Origin of the sequence: Planotetraspora silvatica, from assembly GCF_016863315.1 — a bacterium.
Lineage (GTDB): Bacteria > Actinomycetota > Actinomycetes > Streptosporangiales > Streptosporangiaceae > Planotetraspora > Planotetraspora silvatica.
In genome coordinates this window covers 1-16,247 of sequence record NZ_BOOQ01000007.1, presented here as the reverse complement: position 1 = coordinate 16,247, position 16,247 = coordinate 1, and the positions used below count along the sequence as shown (strand labels likewise).

Genomic DNA, 16,247 nt, shown 5'->3' with positions numbered 1-16,247 from the left:
GACACCTGACCCGCCGTCCTCCGCCGCCTCGGCATGCCGTACGAGGCAAGTAGACCAATTTGCACCAGTATGTGCGGTGTTGGACTGTTTCGCCGCGATCAGCAAGGTGTCGTTCATCCCATGGTCGTCGTGGCGCGCGAGTGTTCACGGGTTCGCCTGTAACGAAAGGGCAATTGTGGACACTACCCACGATGAGGAGAAGCCCAACGGGCTCTCCCGCCGTAGCGCTCTGGGCCTTCTGGGCTCGTTCGGTGCCGGTGCCGCCTCCATTCCAATGCTCTCCGCCACCCCCGCGGCGGCGGAGACCGGGTTCGACGCTCCTGCTTTCATCTCAACCCCCGACACCGGCGGCGCGTCGCCGGTGCAGGGCCTTCACCTGACCTTCGGTGCCGACCCCAGCACCCAGATGGTCGTCTCGTGGATCACCGATGGGCGCGTGAAGAGGCCACGGGTGATGTACGGCACGCTTGAGCACGGGTTCGGCTCCCACGCCGACGCGACCACGCTCACCTACGTCGACGGCAAGTCGGGCCGCACCGTCTACGTCCACCACGCGCAGCTGAACCGGCTCAAGCCGGGCACCGAGTACGTGTACATGGTGTCCCACGACGGTGCCGCGCCACGGACCCGGCGGACCATGACGTGATCTACGGGGTCCTCTACGGCGAGGACCCGAGATACCCCTGGATCGAAGCGGAATTGTCAGACGATGAGGAACCTCGGCCCCGGACGGGACCCGAAGGTGAGGCCAGATATCCGACCATACGGGAGGCTCTGGACGGCGTGACGCCGGAATGAGCCCGGCGGTCAGCGGCGCACCAGAGACGAATAGTCCTTGAGCGTGATGTCGGTGGCGAACTTGTCGGTCATCTTCATCATGATCTTGAACAGGAGGCCGGCCTTGAAGATCCAGTTGCGCATGCGGATCCTGCCGCGCGTTCTCGGAGCGAGGAAGCTGCCCGCGTTGCCGTTCTTGGCGATCTTGGCATAGTCGCGGAACTCCTCCTCGTAACGCCGGAAGGCGACCCGATGATCTCCGTCGGCCGCCGCGAGCTCTCCGGCCAGCACGTACGCGGCCACCATGGCCAGCCCGGTGCCGAAGCCCCCCAGGGTGTTGCCGTACGCGGAGTCGCCGAGCAGCACCACGCGGCCCTTGGCGTAGCGGTCGATCCGGACCTGGCTGATCGAGTCGAGATAGAGGTCGTCCGTGTGGCGCACCGCCTCGATGATGGCGGGAGTCCGCCAGCCCATCCCGGCGTAGGCGTCGATCACGATCCGCTTCATCTCTTCGACGTCATAACGGTCGTAGTCCAACTGCGGCGAGGCGAAGGCGAAGAACGCGGCGGCCGCGGGCCCCCCGGTGGAGACCAGCCTGCCGGGCTCGTTGTACATCTGCGCGGCCTTCCCGAAGTCCTGCCGGACGTCGGCCAGCGCGTAGTAGTAGCCGAGGAAGCGGACGTAGTCGCTTTCCGGGCCGAAGGCCAGACGGCGGACGTTGGAATGGATGCCGTCCGCACCCACCACCAGGTCGAAGGTGCGCGGAGCGCCTCGCTCGAACGTGACGTGCACGCCGTCCGAGGTCTCGGTGAGCGAGGTGATGGAGTCACCGAAGACGTACTCGCATCCGGTGGCGAGCGTCCTCTCATACAGCAGCCGGGACAGCTCGCCGCGCGGGATCTCCAGCTCACCGCCCGTGAACTCGCCGGGCATCACCGCCAGTGTCCGGCCCTCGGCGTCGACGATCTCCTGGTCGGTCCCACCGGTCTTCAGGCGCCGTACGTCCTCCAGGATGCCCATGCGTTCCAGCACCGTGAGGTGCACCTCGCCCTTGAAGTCGACGGCCTGGCCCCCGAGGCGGAGTGCGGGGGCCTTCTCGACCACGGTCACCTTGTAGCCGTAGCGGTCGAGCCAGAAGGCCAGTGCGGGGCCACCGATGCTGGCGCCAGAGATCAGGATGGTGATGTTCTTCATGTCCCAGAGGCTCGCGCGAAGCGCTGACAGTCCGCGGACAACCGGCTGACGGTCAGGACAGGGCTGTCAGCGCCTCGTCCAGGTCCAGCGCGGCTCCCTTGGCGAAGGCCGCCGCGAACGCCTCGGCGCCGATGACCTCCGTGGCGCCCGCAGCGATCCCGGCGACGTCGCGGTCACCGGTGACGGCCACGCCGCGCAGCGCCACCGCCACCCCGAGAAGGAACGCCGCCCGCTCCGCAGGCCCATCGAGGAGGGACAGCCCCGCCTGGCCTTCGGCGACATCGGCGAGGTCCATCGGCGGCATCCCGCGCGCCAGCGCGCGGGCCTGACCGTGACGAAGCCTGGCCTCCGTGCGGTCGCCCTCCGCCTGAGCCAGCCGTCCCAGAGCGGACAGCGTCGACACCCTGGTGTCGTCGCCGACGTAGGTGCCGGGGCGGGCGTCGTTCAGCGCCTCCATGTAACAGGTGCGGGCTTCGGCGTGATCGCCTCGGAGGCGGGCCAGGTCGCCCCGGCCCAGCGCGACCACGGCCCGCCGGTGCGATCGGCCCGTCCTTCGCTCCAATTCGGCGGCGCGCCGCAGGTCGGCGTCCGCGGCGTGGAAGTCGCCCTCGCGCAGCAGCCCGCTCGCCCGGCGACAGAGCACGTCCACCATCTCGTCCAGCGCGCCGAGCTGCTCGTGCAGGTCCAGGGCCTGCCCCCAGAGGCGTCTGGCCCGCGCCCAGTCGCCCCGCCAGCTGGAGATCGTCCCCAGCCACTCGAACCCCTGCGCGGTCCCCCAGCGTTCGCCCAGCGAACCGAAGCTCTCCAGACTCGCCTCCAGATCCCGCTCGGCTTCGGCCACCCTGCCGCCGAGCAGGTTCATCGTGCCCTGCCCCAGCAACGCCATGGCCCGGCTCCACGGGTCGGAGCCGAACTGGCGCGTCCTGGCCGAGCCGGGCTCCGGCGGCCCCGCGACCATTCCCCACATGACCGCCGCGAACGGGTGCCGCAACTCCCGGTCCAGCGATCGCATGATCTCCTCGGCCCGCGCCCACTGCGCGGGCTGGACATCCGGTACGGCCTGCAGCACGCACAGGACGTACTCCTCCTCCAGCCCCGCGGGCGTTTCCCGCGCGTCGGCGCCGAGCCGCCCGAGCAGGCTGAGCGCCGACGAGACCGCCTGGCCGCGTCTTCCGCTCAGCCACCAGTACGACGACAGGGCGGCGATCAGCCGCAGGGCCGTCTCCGGATCCGCCTGTACGGCATGCCGCAACGCGGCCTCGAGGTTGCCGTGTTCCGCGGAGAGCCGGGCCAGCCAGTCGAGCTGCTCGGCCCGCCGTAACCACGGGTCGGCGCGTCGCGCCAGGTCGAGGAAGCAGGCGGCGTGCGCGTCACGCAGCCGCTCCTCCTCCCCCGCCTCCGACAGACGTTCGGCGCAGAACAAGCGGATCGTGTCGAACATCCGGTAGCGTCCGCCGCCCGCCTCGATGAGGGACTTGTCCACCAGGTCGGCCAGCACGTCGGCGGGTCCGCAGACCCGTTCGACCGCCTCGATCGAGGCGCCTCCGGAGAAGACCGAGAAACGCCTGGCCATCTTCTGCTCGTCCGGGGTGAGCAGGCTCCAGCTCCACTCGACCACCGCGTGCAGGGTCTGGTGGCGCACCGCCGCGGTGCGGTCGCCGCGCGACAACAGCGCGAACCTACCGTGTTCCTTCAGACGTGAGACGATCTCCTCCACGGTGAACGACCGCACTCTCGCCGCGGCCAGCTCGATGGCCAGCGGCGATCCCTCCAGCGACGTGCAGATCTCGACGACTTCGGGCCGCATCGCGAAGCCCGGCCGTGCGGCGGCGGCCCGATCCGCGAACAGCCGTACGGCGGGGTATTCGACCGCCTCGTCGAGCGGCGTGCCCGGCGGCGGCACGGCCAGCGGCGACAGGGGGACGAGCGTCTCACCGGTGATCCCGAGCGGCTCGCGACTGGTCGCCAGGACGGCCAGTCCGGGACAGGCGTCGAGCAACCGGCGGACGAGGACGGCGGCCGGTGCGATCACGTGTTCGCAGTTGTCCAGGACGAGCAGGAGTTCTCGATCCGCCAGGGCGGCGGTGATCCGGTCCGCGATGTCGCTCTGACCGGGGTCCAGTGACCGCAATCCCATCTCCCGCAGGCCGAGTGCGCTCAGCACGGCCTGCGGGATCTGGCCGCCGTCGTCGAGCGGGGACAGGTCCACGAAACAGACGTCCAGCCTCCGGCGGCGGGCGGCCTCGACCGCCAGCCTGGTCTTGCCGGCGCCGCCGGGCCCCGTCACGGTGACCAGTCGCGATTCTCGCAGCGAGTCGATCCGATCCAGCTCCGTCGCGCGGCCGACGAAGCTGGTGAGCCGTGCGGGCAGGCGGGGGCCGGGGGCCCGCTCACGCGCCTCGTCGCCACGCAGGATCGCCACGTGCAGCGCCGCGAGCTCGGGTGACGGATCGGCGCCGAGCTCGTCCGCGAGCAGCCGCCTCCCCTCGTCGAACACGGCCAGCGCGGCCGCCTGCTGTCCGGCGGCGTGCAACGCCCGCATGAGCTGGCCGCGCAGCCGTTCGCGCAGCGGGTTGGCCGCCACCAGTTGCCGCAACTCGGCCGCCGACGTGCCCTCGGGCAGCGCGAGCTCGGCCTCGATGAGGTCTTCCCGCGCCGCCAGCCGTACCTCGTCCAGGCGGGTCACCTGTGACGGCGCGAAGGGCGCGTCGGCCACGTCCGCCAGCGCGGGGCCTCTCCACAACCCGAGTGCGTCCTTGAGCGATCTCGCGGCGCGCTCGTGGTGTCCCGCGGCCAGGAGCCTGCGCCCCTCGCGCGCGAGCCGCTCGAAGCGGTGAACGTCCACGTCGTCGGGGTCGACCGCGAGCCGATACCCGGCGCCGTGGAACTCGATCAGATCGGCGGGCAGGTTGCGGCGGAGCCGTGACACGTGGGCCTGGATCGCGTTGGCGGCTCCGGCCGGCGGATCGTCGCCGTATTGACCGTCGACCAGTCGCTCCACGCCGACGAGCCGACCGGCGTCGAGCAGGAGCAGCGCGAGGAGCGCGCGCGGCCGCGGGCCGCCGACGGAGATCGATTCCCCCTCGGCCGTCCGAACCTCAAGCGGCCCCAGGATGCCGAACTGCACGAACCGATTCTGACCCATGCGCGGCGCGTTGAGGTGATCAGGCGAGCGCATATGCACAAGAGTTATTGCACAAGAATCATTGTGCAATTAGGGTGAGCGCATGTCTGATCGTCCGACGCGGGAAATCCACGATTCGAAGGTCCTCGCCGCGATGTCGCATCCCCTGCGGCGGCGGCTGCTCGACGTCCTGCGGGTGGACGGCCCGTCGACGGCGTCGGTGCTCGCCGACAAGACCGGGCAGGCCGTCGGCAACATCAGCCATCACCTGAAGGTCCTCGCGGCGAGTGAACTCGTCGAAGAGGCCCCCGAGCTCGCGCGTGACCGCCGGGAACGCTGGTGGCGCATGGTCTCCGGCCGTCTCAACTGGTCGCCGTCGGACTTCCCCGACGATCCCGTCGCCGAGGCCGCCGAGTCGCTGGTCCTGGACCGGCAGACCGCCATGGCGCGGCAGTGGTTCGCCGAACGCGACGGCTACCCCGAGCCGTGGCGGCGGGCGGCGTTCACCGCCGACCACTGGGCGCGGCTGTCGGTCGCCGAGCTCGCCGAACTGGAGGAGCGGATTCTCGCCCTGCTGGCCTCGCTGACCGACCGGGAGATCCCCGACGACGGGCAGGAGCGCAAGACCGTCTTCCTGACCGTGCGGGCCGTCCCGGGCCGGCCGTGACCGCGGCGCCGCCTGCGCCGGCCCTGCGAGGTGAACTGCTGCGGATGCGGGACTTCCGGCTGCTGTGGGCCGGCGAGACCACCAGCATGCTCGGCAGTTCGGTCGCGAGTGTGGCGTTGCCGCTCGTCGCGGTGGTGACACTGCACGCGAGCACGTTCACCGTCGGCCTGCTCACCGCGGCCGCCTGGCTTCCCTGGCTGCTGGCCGGGTTGCCCGCCGGCGCGTGGGTGGACCGGTCGCGGAAACGGCCGATGATGCAGGTGTGCAACACCGTCTCGATGGCGGTGTTCGCGAGTGTGCCGATCGCGGCCTGGCTGGGCGCGCTCACGATGACCCATCTCCTCGTGGCGGCCACCGTCGGCGGGGTCGCCAGGGTGTTCTTCACCCTCGCCTACCGCGCGTACCTGCCGACCCTGGTCGGGGGCGAGCGCCTGCTGGAGGCCAACACCCGGCTCCAGGGCAGCGAATCGGCCGCGCAGATCGCCGGTCCCGGGCTCGCCGGACTGCTCGCGCAGGCATTCGGCGCGGTCAGCGGCGTACTGGCGGACGTGGTCAGCTTCGGGGTCGCCGTGCTGTGCCTGCGTGCCGTACGAGCCAGGGAGACGCGGCGGGTCGACACCGCCGACCGGCGACTGCTCGCGGAGATCCGCGACGGGCTGCGGTTCGTGGTGCACGATCCGTACCTGCGCACACTCACCACGTTCAGTGCGATGTCGAACATCGCGCTGATGGGCTTCAAGTCGATCCAGGTCGTGTACCTCGCCCGGCATCTCGGCGCCGGGCCGGGGCAGATCGGCGTGGTGCTGGCGCTGGCCGGGGCGGGCGGGCTGTTCGGCGCGACGCTCGCCGGCCGCGTCGCCTCCCGATTCGGGACGGCGCGGGGATTCCTGCTCTGCGAGATGTTCGCCGCGCCGATGACGCTGCTCGGGCCGATCGGCGGTGGCGCCACCGGCCTGGCCCTGTTCACCGCCGCGGGTTTCGGCACCGGCGTGGGCTTCGTCGCCTCGAACGTCCTGACCGGCACCTTCCGGCAGCAGTACTGCCCGGCCGGACTGTTCGGGCGGGTCACCGCGAGCACCTCGGCGCTGAACTACGGCGCGATCCCCCTCGGCGGGCTGCTCGGCGGCGTGCTGGGCGAGACGATCGGCGTCCGCGAGACCCTGTGGCTGATGGCGGCCGCCCAGGTCCTCTCAGTCGCCGTCCTGCTGTTCGGCCCGATCCGCCCCCTCCGCGACTTCCCGCCTCCGCGCGGGTCGGGCGTCCCGGCGTAGAGCGAGTCGTCCCGGCGGTTCCCGATCATGCTGAGCGGTCGAGACGTCGCGGCGAGTCATGCGGACCGGACGTCTTCGGACGCCGGTGCCGCCACCGGGTCGGGCACGTGTTCCCGCCCGGGCAGCAGGAGGGGGGTGCCGAGCAGGAGGACGCCGGAGACGGTGATCGCGGCAAGCGGGCCGGTGAGTGTCGCGATCACGCCCCAGATCACCATGAGGGTGGCCTGAGCGAGTTTGCTGCTGATGCTCCATGCGCTGAGGACTTGGGCGGCGTGATCGGCGGGAGCGCGTCGCAGGCGTTCCGTCGCGCTGATGGGGTTGAAAACGCCCATGCAGACGATCAGCAGGCCCTCCACGACGATCACGGTGAGAAGGCCGGGAATGCCGGGAGAGGTGAAGGCGAGGCCGAGCGGGAAGATCGAGCGCAGCCGGCCGGTGACGATCATGACGCGGTGCCGCCCGTAGCGGGCGACGAAGCGCGCGGACAGGCGGGCGCCGGCGAAGCCTCCGAGTGCCGGGATGCCGAAGGCGAGACCGTACTGCCAGGCCGGGAAGTGGTACTGGCCGAGCAGGAGGACGGCCAGAAGCGGGCCGGTGGCCATGATCAGGCCGTTGACGGTCATTTGGTTGAGGAACAGGCGCCGCATCACCCGGTCGTGGAAGATGAAGCGCCAACCGGCCAGGAAGTCGGCGGCGCGCAACCCGGTCGCGGGGTCGCGGGATACCGCGACGTCGGCTCCGCGGATCTGGAGGACCCCGAGCGCGGAGAGCAGGTAGCTGAGGGCATCCGCCGCGACGGTGACGACCGGGCCGAGCAGCCCGATGAGCGCGCCGCCGAGCGGCGGTCCCGCCGCGGTGGCCACCCAGGTCGTGCCCTCGAATCTCCCGTTCGCGATGAGGAGATGATCGCCGCGGACGAGGTGCTTCAGGTACGCGCCCGAGGCGGCGGTGAACGCGATGCTCGCGGTTCCCGAGATGACCGAGACAACGAACAGTTGTCCGTAAGACAGCAGCCCGAGGAGGTACGCGATCGGAACGCTCGCCATGGCCAGGAAGCGGATCAGGTCCGTCCCGATCATCACCGGGCGCTTGGCCCGGTGCTCGATCCACGGACCGAGCGGGACCGCGACGACCGCCGCGACGGCGAGACCGGCGGCCTCCAGGAGCGAGACGGCGAATGCCGACGAGTGCAGCACTCGCACCGCGATCAGCGGGAACGCTCCGAAGGCGATCCACGTGCCGTAGGTGCTCACCGCGTAGGCCGACCACAGCCGACCGAAACTGCGTCCCAACTGCACGCGCATGCGACTCCTTCGCGACAACCGATGGCCGGACCCGTGAATCACACCAGCCGGCCCGGAGCGCGATCAAACAACCACCTGCCGGTGAGCCACAACCATCAGTTGGGCATCCGTAGACTGGATCAGTGGATACCGAGGCAGTGCGATCATTCGTCCGCGCCGCCGAGCTCGGACAGCTGCAACAGGCGGCGGACGAGCTCGGCGTGACGCAGCAGGCCGTCTCCAAGCGGATCGCCGCCCTCGAACGCGAACTCGGCGTCCGCCTGTTCACCCGCACCGCCCGAGGAGTCGAGCTCACGCTCGACGGCCAGGCGTTTCTCCCGCACGCCCGGAGCATCATCGCGGGTGTCGATCGCGCCGTCACCGCGATCAGACCGGGCTCGCGGGCCCTTCGGATCGACGTTCTCGGCCTGCGATCCGCGCAGGCCGTGATCCTGCACGACTACTGGCGGTCGCATCCCGAAACCGAGCTCGACGTGGTGACCCTCAGGGTCGACGACCCGCGCACGGCGGTCGCCGCCGTCCAAGCAGGCGACGTCGACGCCACGTTCCGCACGATCACCGACCCCGCCGCGCTGCCGCGCGACCTGCGGATGATCCGCGCGTTCGACTCTCCGCTGGAACTCGTCGTCGGCCCCCGCCATCCACTCGCCTCCGCACGAGCACTGACGCCGCCCCAACTGCGCGGGCACCGGATCTGGGTGCCGGGCATCGCGCCGCGAAGCGAATGGGCCGAGTTCTACGATCAGCTCACCACCGAATTCGACCTCCGCGTCGACGCCGCCGGCCCGAACTTCGGCAACGAGGTACTCCTCGACACCCTCGCGGACTCCGCGGACGTGGGCACGCTCGTCGGCGCGCGCGACCGGTACATCTGGCCGACGAGCTACGACTTGCGCCGCATCCCGATCGTGAACCCGACGATCGCCTACCCGATCTCGCTCATCCTGCCCAGAACGGCTCCGCACCCAGGACTACGGGGGATCATCAACCACTTCGGGAGCCTGGCCTGCCTCCCCGAGACGACCTGGCTCCCGTCCTGGGCGGCGACCCCGCGTCGCGGCGACGGAGACATCACCTCGCACCGCCGGTAACACTCACAACCTCAGGCGCGATCTGGTGGTGGGCTGATCGGCGTATGCCGTCGCCCATGTCTTCACCGCGCACCCGTGATCGAGCCGCTGATCAGTGACGAGGACCGCGCGGGATTGGAGTCCTGGACGCGGTCCTCGACCGTGTCGGCTGGGCAGTGAGCGGGCGACTTCAGCCGCAGGACACTAGTCGCCGGAGGCCTCGATGGCGGCGACGACCGCGTCGGTCGTGAGCGGGAGGTCGCGGACGCGCACGCCGATGGCCGCGGCGACCGCGTTCGCGATGGCCGCCGCGGTCGGCCCCTGGGCAGCCTCACCGGCGCCCACCGACGGGACGCCCGGCGCCTCCACGATCTCCACGGAGACCTCCGGCGCCTCGCTGAACCGCAGGATCGGGTAACTCTCCCAGTCGTCGCTGGTGATTCTGCGCCGGTCGAATCGCACCCGCTCCTTCAGCGTCCAGCTGGCCGCCTGCGTGGCTCCGCCTTCGATCTGGTTGCGCACGCCGTCCGGATTGACGACCATGCCGACGTCGACGGCGATGGTCAGCCGCCGGAGCCGGATGTCGCTCTCGGCCTCCACCTCCGCGACCACCGCGCAGTAGGCGCCCTTGTCCTTGTAGCGGGCGAACCCGATGCCGAGCCCGACGCCCTCCTCAGCCGGCGTCCCCCAGCCGGCCGCCCGGGCGGCGGTTTCGAGGACGGCCCGTCCACGGGCGTCGCCGAGGTGCCTGAGCCGGTACTCCAGCGGGTCGGCCCCGGCGGACAGGGCGAGCTCGTCCATGAACGACTCGATCGCGAACACGTTCATGTACGCGCCGAGGGCGCGCATCGCCGACGTGCGGATGGGCGTCTCGAGCAGCCGGTGACCGGTGACGCCCCGGTCGGGAAAGTCGTAGATCGGCACGCCGTTGCGCACCGTGCCCGCGCCGCTCGCCGCCGGAGGGTCCGCCGGCGCGGGATAGCGCAACGGCCGTTCGAGGTAGGCGCCCGCGAGCAGACCCGGCACGCCGAGATAGCCGGGCCTGCTGGTGTGCCCCTGGCTCCAGACGTCGTACCGCCAGGACACGACCGACCCCGAATCGGCGACGACCGCCCGGACGTCGGCCGACATGGCGGACGCCAGCGGCGACCACGCGAGCTCGTCCTGCCTGCTCCACTGCACCTGCACCGGCCGGCCGGGCACGTCGCGGGCCAGCAGCACGGCGTCGAAGGCCGCGTCGTCGGCGCCGTTGTGGCCGTAGCAGCCGGCGTTCTCCGCGTGCTCGACCTCGATCCGCTCCACGTCGATGTCCAGCGCCCGCGCGATCGCGGCGCCGAGACCATGGATGCCCTGGCTGTGGCTCCAGACGGACAGGGTCCCGTCGTCGTTCCACCGGGCGATCCCGCAGCTCGGCGCCATCGACCCGTGGGCGAGGAACGGCCTGCTGTACGTCGCCTGAATCGTGTGTCCTCCGGGGGGCGGGCCCTCGGGGATCAGCACCTCGATGGTCTCGTGCGGCCCGGATCGCAGGAACGTGGACAGGTCGTCCTCATCGGGGAGCGAATCGGACTCCTCCCAGGTCGTGGCGTCCCGGAGGACCTTCACGGCCCGCATCGCCTCGGCCTCGTCCGCTCCCACGACTCCGACGAACGAGCCGTCCCTGACGAGCCGGACGTCCAGATCCGCCAGCCGGCCCTCGTCGACGCGCAGCAGCCTCGCCCCCGGCGACGGCGGCCGCAGAACCCGCCCGGACAGCTGGCCCGGCAGGTCGAGGTCGTGGATGTAACGGGGACGCCCGGCGATCTTGTCGGGCAGGTCCAGCCGGGCGGCGCTCATGCCGACGAGCACCGGGCGGTCGCCGCCGCCGAGCGGTCCGCAGGGGTCGGCGGGCACATCGAGGTCGACCACGCCGGCCAGTTCGCCGTACGACATGGTGCGCTCGTCACACCGGATCACGCCCTGCCGCACGGTCACCTGGGCGGGGTCGACGCCCCAGCGCAGAGCCGCCTCGGCCACGAACTTCGCCCGCACCTGCGCGCACACGGCCCGTACGGCCGGCCCGGAATGGATGATCGACATGCTCCCGGAGGTCCCGCCCTCGTTGGGGCCGCGGACGGTGTTCGCCGGCGGCATCCGGACCTGCTCCAGGTTCACGCCGAGCTCTTCGGCGGCGATCTGAGCAAGCGCGGTGAGGATGCCCTGGCCGAGCTCGACCTTCCCGACGCGCACGTCGATCGTCCCGCCGGGGTGGACGGTCAACCAGCGCGACAGCACAGGGTTGGCCGCCAGATCCTGCGGGAGGATGGGCGTCCTGACGATCTCACGCTCGACGGTCATCCGGCGTCCTCCGGTGTCACGTGGCAGGCGCTCCCGGAACGCGCCTTCAGCACGGCCCGCACCACACGGCGCTGGACGCCGCAGCGGCACAGGTTCCGGTCGAGCGCCTCCACGATGGCCTCCTCGTCGGCGTCGGGGTTCGTCTCGAGGAGGGTCGCCGCGTTCACGGCGATCCCGGTGATGCAGAAGCCGCACTGGGCCGCCTGCTCGTCGAGCAGCGCCTGCTGCACGCGGTGGAGGCCTTCTCCGGGCTCCAGTCCTTCGACCGTCACCACGGTCCGGCCCTCCGCCGACCACATGGGGGTGTCGCAGGATGCCACGACCTGGCCGTCCATCCGCACGAAGCACGCGCCGCACAGGCCGAGCCCGCAGCCGAAGCGGGGGCCCTTGAGCCCCAGTTCGTTGCGCAGGGCATGGAGCAGCGACGTGTTCGGATGCGTCTCGATCCGGACCTGCCTGCCGTTGACGGTCAGCTCGAATGCCCGCGTCATGAGGTCGCTCCGCCGAAAACCTCGGGGTGCCGGGAGAGCTCGGTGCGCGTGCGCCGGATGTGGCCGGCGAGATGCCGTTCGGCGTCGACGGAGTCTCGCCGTTCCATGGCGTCGAGCAGCAGCCGGTGTTCCGCGTTGATCACCCACCGCCGTCCCGATCCGCTCACCTTCATGAACGCCCGGCGGTAGTGCTGGGTGGAGTTCCAGAGCCGGACGACCATCATCGAGAGCTGGTCGACCTGGCAGCCGGTGTAGGTCATCAGATGGAACTCGCGGTCGAGCGCGAGGAACTCGTCGATGCCGGTGTCGGCCTCGATCCTCTGCTGCAGCCGGTCGAGCTCACGGAGATCGTGCTGCGTGAGGTTCGGGATGCTCTCCGTGAGCGCGAGAGGTTCGAGCCGCTCGCGGATCTGGTAGATGACGCTCAGGTCCCGCATCGAGAGCGACGGCACCCTGGCGCCCTTGTGCTGCTCGTGCTCCGTGAGCCCTTCCGCTTCGAGGATCCGCAACGCCTCCCGCACCGGCAGCCTGCTGGCGCCGAACCGCTCGGCCACGTCCTCCTGGCGGATGCGCTCGCCGGGCCCGATCTCCCCGCTGAGGATCGCGGCACGCAGGTAGTCGGCCACGCGGTGACTCGCCGCGTGATTCCGGCTGCCGTTCGCCGCCTGCTCGGCCTCTGTCGTCAAGGGTCGTCCTCTTGGTTCCGTCTGGTCGGTGGGCCTCTCAGGCCGAGTCGCCCCGGGTCGCGGTGTCCTTCGCCCGGTGGTCGAAGGCCTTGCCTCCGGGATATGAAACGAGCTCGAACTGCATCCCCCAGGGACTGAGGAAGTACACCCAGCGCTGGCCCTCGCTCGGCCCCTTGCTGGCCGTCGGGTCGCCGAGCATGGTGACCCCCTTGTCCTTGAGGTACGCGACGGCGACATCCAGGTCGTCGACGTAGAGCGCCACGTGGTGGCCGCCGATGTCGCTGTTCCTCGGCATCGTCGCGTTCTGCTCCGGTGCGGAGTACTCGAACACCTCGAAGATCGCCTGCCCGCCGCACCGGAAGAAGTGCAGCTGCCGCATCACCGCTCGCGGGTGGACGTTGAGGTGCTCGGCCATCCAGTCGCTGTCGTCATGGCGGTAAGGGCCCAGCGTGTACATGTACTCGCACCCGAGCACATCGACGAGGAACCTGCTCGCCTCTTCGAGGTCCGGCACCGTGAAACCGATGTGGTCCACGCCGCTCAGCCCCGGAAGTCCCACGTTCATCCTGAAACTCTCCACGAGGGAACATTGGATCCAAATTAGCATAGACCGCCCGGCAAACCGACGTCCACAACCCTCAGATGGCTGGATATTGGATCCACTTTGTGTCACGCTTGACGCCCTGCGAACGATTGCATGGGAGAGTCATGACCGAGCACAACCGGCTCGAACCCGCCGCGCCGTGGGTCGAGATCGTCGCCACAGAAGCCGACTGGGACGCGGCCGAACCGGCTCTGCTCACGTCGATGCTCAGCCAGCTCGTGCTGATCAGGACCTTCGAGGAGTACGTCCTCGACCTCGCCCGGGAGGGCCTGGTCCACGGTCCCGCGCACTCGAGCATCGGCCAGGAGGGCGGCGCCGTCGGCTCGATCCTCCCCCTCACCAGCGCCGACACCGTCAACGGCTCCCATCGGGGTCACCACCAGTTCCTCGCCAAGGTGCTCGCCCACGTCGAGGCGAAGGGGATCGACCCCACCAAGGAGTTCTCCGCCGACGTGCGCGCGGTGCTGCTCAAGAGCCTCGCCGAGATCTGCGGCCTCGACCGCGGCTTCAGTCACGGCCGCGGCGGCTCCATGCACCTGCAGTGGAAGGAAGCCGGCGCCATCGGCACGAACGCCATCGTCGGGGGCGGCGTCCCGCTCGCGGCCGGATCCGCCTGGGCGCACCGGCAGGCGGGCACCGACGCGGTGGCGGTGACCTACTTCGGCGACGGCGCCGCCAACATCGGCTCCACTCTCGAGACCTTCAACCTGGCCTCCGCGTGGCACCTGCCCCTGTGCTTCTTCATCGAGAACAACCGCTACGCCGTCTCGACCAATGTCGAGGAGGCCACCGGTGAGCCCCGGCTGTCGGCGCGCGGGCCCGGCTTCGGGATCCCCAGCTGGAAGGTCGACGGAATGGATCCACTCGCGGTCCACCTCGCCATGCGGGAGGCGCTCGCCCACATGCGGGACGGCAGGGGCCCGACGGTGATCGAGGCCGACGTCTACCGCTACTTCCACCAGAACGGCCCCTTCCCCGGCAGCGCGTTCGGCTACCGGACCAAGGAAGAGGAGAAGGCCTGGCGCGACCGGGATCCGATCAGGCAGCTCTCCGGCCACCTGGTACGGCGCGGCATCCTCGGCGTCGCCGAGATCGACGCCGTGACCGAGCGGGCCAAGGCGCTGATGGCCGACCTCGGCGACGTGCTCCTGGAGCCCCTTCCGGGCGGGAAGGACGGCCAGCGCCGGATCAGGCCGGACGAGTGGCCCGACCCGGCCTTCGTCGACGTGGGGGTCCGCGGCGACCTCGGCGAGTTCGCCGGAGCCAGGATGGCCGACCGCGAGTCGTTCACGGGCGAGGTCGCCGAGCAGAAGTTCATCGACGCCGTCGCGCGGGTGATGGGGCGCCGGATGGAGACCGACGAGACCGTCGTCGTCATGGGCGAGGACGTGCACCGGCTGGGCGGCGGCACCAACGGCGCCACGCGCGGGCTCAAGCAGGCCTATCCCGATCGGATCCTCGGCACTCCGATCAGCGAGAACGCCTTCGCCGGCCTCGGCGGCGGGGTCGCGCTCGACGGTCGTTACAAGCCCGTGGTCGAGTTCATGTACGCGGACTTCATGTGGGTCGCCGCCGACCAGCTCTTCAACCAGATCGGCAAGGCCAGGCACATGTTCGGGGGCGACGGCGAGGTCCCCTTCGTGCTCCGCAGCAAGGTCGCGATGGGCACCGGCTACGGCTCGCAACACTCGATGGACCCCGCCGGGATCTTCGCGACCGCGGCGGGCTGGCGCATCGTCGCCCCCTCGACCCCCTTCGACTACGTGGGCCTGATGAACAGCGCGCTGCGGTGCAAGGATCCCGTGGTCGTCCTGGAGCACGTCGACCTCTACGCGTCGTCGGGCGAGGGCCCGGTCGACGACCTCGACTACTGCATCCCCGTCGGCAAGGCCGCGGTCCGCCGGGCCGGATCGCAGCTCACGGTCATCTCCTATCTCGCGATGACCAACTACGTCCTGGAGGCCGTCGAGTCCCTCGGCGACGTCGACGCCGAGGTGATCGACCTGCGCTGGCTCGACCGCGCGAGCATCGACTGGGGCACCATCGGCGAGAGCATCCGGAAGACGAACCGCGTGCTCATCGCGGAGCAGGGAGCGGTCGGCACGTCGTACGGCGGCTGGCTCGCCGACGAGATACAGCGCCGCTTCTTCGACTGGCTCGACCAGCCGGTCGAACGGGTGACCGGCGGCGAGGCGTCACCCAGCATCAGCAAGGTCCTCGAGCGTGCGGCCATCGCGAGGACCGAAGAAGTGGCCGCCAAGCTCACCGAGATCACGCGGTACTGAGGGGTCCCGACATGGCCAAGCTCCTGCGCATGCCAGAACTGGCCGCCAACGCGGTCGAGGCCGTCCTCCAGGGATGGCCGCTCCCGGAGGGCACTCCGTACGCCAAGGGCGATGTGATCGCCACCGTCGAGACCGAGAAGGCCGTGGCGGACGTCGAGGCCGACGCCGACGGCGTCATCCTGAAGACCCTGGTCCCCGAGGGGGCGGGGGTCGAGGTCGGCTCGCCCATCGCGGTCATCGGCGGACCCGGCGAGAAGGCGGCCGACGTCGACGCCCTGCTCGCCGAACTCGGCGTGACCTCACCCGCGGCGAACGTCACCGCATCGGGCTCCCCCGCCGCGAGCGCGCCCGCCGCCACCGTGCCCGCTACCACCGTGCCCGCCGCCCTGCCCGCCGCCACCGTGCCCGCTACCACCGTGCCCGCCGCCCTGCCCGCC

General features: G+C 70.6%; 13 protein-coding genes. 6 read left to right on the top strand and 7 right to left on the bottom strand.

Annotated elements, in window-relative coordinates; genetic code table 11:
* The first annotated feature begins 175 nt into the window (after window positions 1-175).
* Entirely contained in the window at window positions 176-646 is a 471-nt protein-coding gene (locus tag Psi02_RS06590; RefSeq protein WP_239094662.1) for a fibronectin type III domain-containing protein, read from the top strand.
* Window positions 647-807: 161 nt separating this feature from the next.
* Here Psi02_RS06590 and Psi02_RS06585 read toward each other — a convergent pair whose 3' ends face one another.
* On the bottom strand, window positions 808-1,971 hold the full coding sequence (locus tag Psi02_RS06585) for an FAD-dependent monooxygenase (protein WP_203972551.1): 1,164 nt from the start codon (window positions 1,969-1,971) through the stop codon (window positions 808-810).
* Between the two features lie 52 nt (window positions 1,972-2,023).
* A complete protein-coding gene (locus tag Psi02_RS06580) occupies window positions 2,024-5,098 on the bottom strand; it encodes an AfsR/SARP family transcriptional regulator (RefSeq protein WP_239094661.1) in 3,075 nt (1,024 codons plus the stop codon).
* 100 nt (window positions 5,099-5,198) lie between these two features.
* Between Psi02_RS06580 and Psi02_RS06575 the strand changes: the two genes are divergently transcribed.
* The gene (locus tag Psi02_RS06575; protein WP_203972550.1) at window positions 5,199-5,762 is read left to right on the top strand and encodes a winged helix-turn-helix domain-containing protein; all 564 of its coding nucleotides are present in this window, start codon (window positions 5,199-5,201) and stop codon (window positions 5,760-5,762) included.
* 44 nt (window positions 5,763-5,806) lie between these two features.
* Window positions 5,807-7,033, top strand: a complete 1,227-nt coding sequence (locus Psi02_RS06570) for an MFS transporter (RefSeq protein ID WP_203972549.1) — start codon at window positions 5,807-5,809, stop codon at window positions 7,031-7,033.
* A 56-nt stretch (window positions 7,034-7,089) separates the two neighbouring features.
* Here Psi02_RS06570 and Psi02_RS06565 read toward each other — a convergent pair whose 3' ends face one another.
* Window positions 7,090-8,337: an MFS transporter gene (locus Psi02_RS06565; RefSeq protein ID WP_239094660.1), complete on the bottom strand. Its 1,248-nt coding sequence runs from the start codon at window positions 8,335-8,337 to the stop codon at window positions 7,090-7,092.
* A 122-nt stretch (window positions 8,338-8,459) separates the two neighbouring features.
* On the opposite strand from Psi02_RS06565, the gene Psi02_RS06560 reads away from it, so the two are divergent.
* On the top strand, window positions 8,460-9,428 hold the full coding sequence (locus Psi02_RS06560) for a LysR family transcriptional regulator (protein WP_203972548.1): 969 nt from the start codon (window positions 8,460-8,462) through the stop codon (window positions 9,426-9,428).
* A 183-nt stretch (window positions 9,429-9,611) separates the two neighbouring features.
* Here Psi02_RS06560 and Psi02_RS06555 read toward each other — a convergent pair whose 3' ends face one another.
* Genes Psi02_RS06555 through Psi02_RS06540 form a run of 4 tightly spaced genes read right to left on the bottom strand, consistent with a single transcriptional unit; the run spans window position 9,612 to window position 13,486 of the window.
* The gene (locus tag Psi02_RS06555; RefSeq protein ID WP_203972547.1) at window positions 9,612-11,744 is read right to left on the bottom strand and encodes a xanthine dehydrogenase family protein molybdopterin-binding subunit; all 2,133 of its coding nucleotides are present in this window, start codon (window positions 11,742-11,744) and stop codon (window positions 9,612-9,614) included.
* Window positions 11,741-12,235: a (2Fe-2S)-binding protein gene (locus tag Psi02_RS06550; RefSeq protein WP_203972546.1), complete on the bottom strand. Its 495-nt coding sequence runs from the start codon at window positions 12,233-12,235 to the stop codon at window positions 11,741-11,743. Before Psi02_RS06550 ends, Psi02_RS06555 begins: the two co-directional genes overlap by 4 nt.
* Complete coding sequence (locus Psi02_RS06545) at window positions 12,232-12,921, bottom strand: GntR family transcriptional regulator (protein WP_203972545.1); 690 nt, start codon at window positions 12,919-12,921, stop codon at window positions 12,232-12,234. Before Psi02_RS06545 ends, Psi02_RS06550 begins: the two co-directional genes overlap by 4 nt.
* Window positions 12,922-12,958: 37 nt before the next feature.
* Window positions 12,959-13,486 carry a VOC family protein gene (locus tag Psi02_RS06540; protein WP_203972544.1) on the bottom strand — a complete coding sequence of 176 codons (528 nt, stop codon included), beginning with the start codon at window positions 13,484-13,486 and terminating at the stop codon, window positions 12,959-12,961.
* Window positions 13,487-13,629: 143 nt separating this feature from the next.
* Here Psi02_RS06540 and Psi02_RS06535 point away from each other — a divergent pair, with 143 nt between their 5' ends.
* A complete protein-coding gene (locus tag Psi02_RS06535) occupies window positions 13,630-15,810 on the top strand; it encodes an alpha-ketoacid dehydrogenase subunit alpha/beta (protein ID WP_203972543.1) in 2,181 nt (726 codons plus the stop codon).
* An 11-nt stretch (window positions 15,811-15,821) separates the two neighbouring features.
* Window positions 15,822-16,247 (top strand): biotin/lipoyl-containing protein (locus Psi02_RS06530; RefSeq protein ID WP_308442210.1); only part of this gene is annotated, 426 nt, incomplete at its 3' end.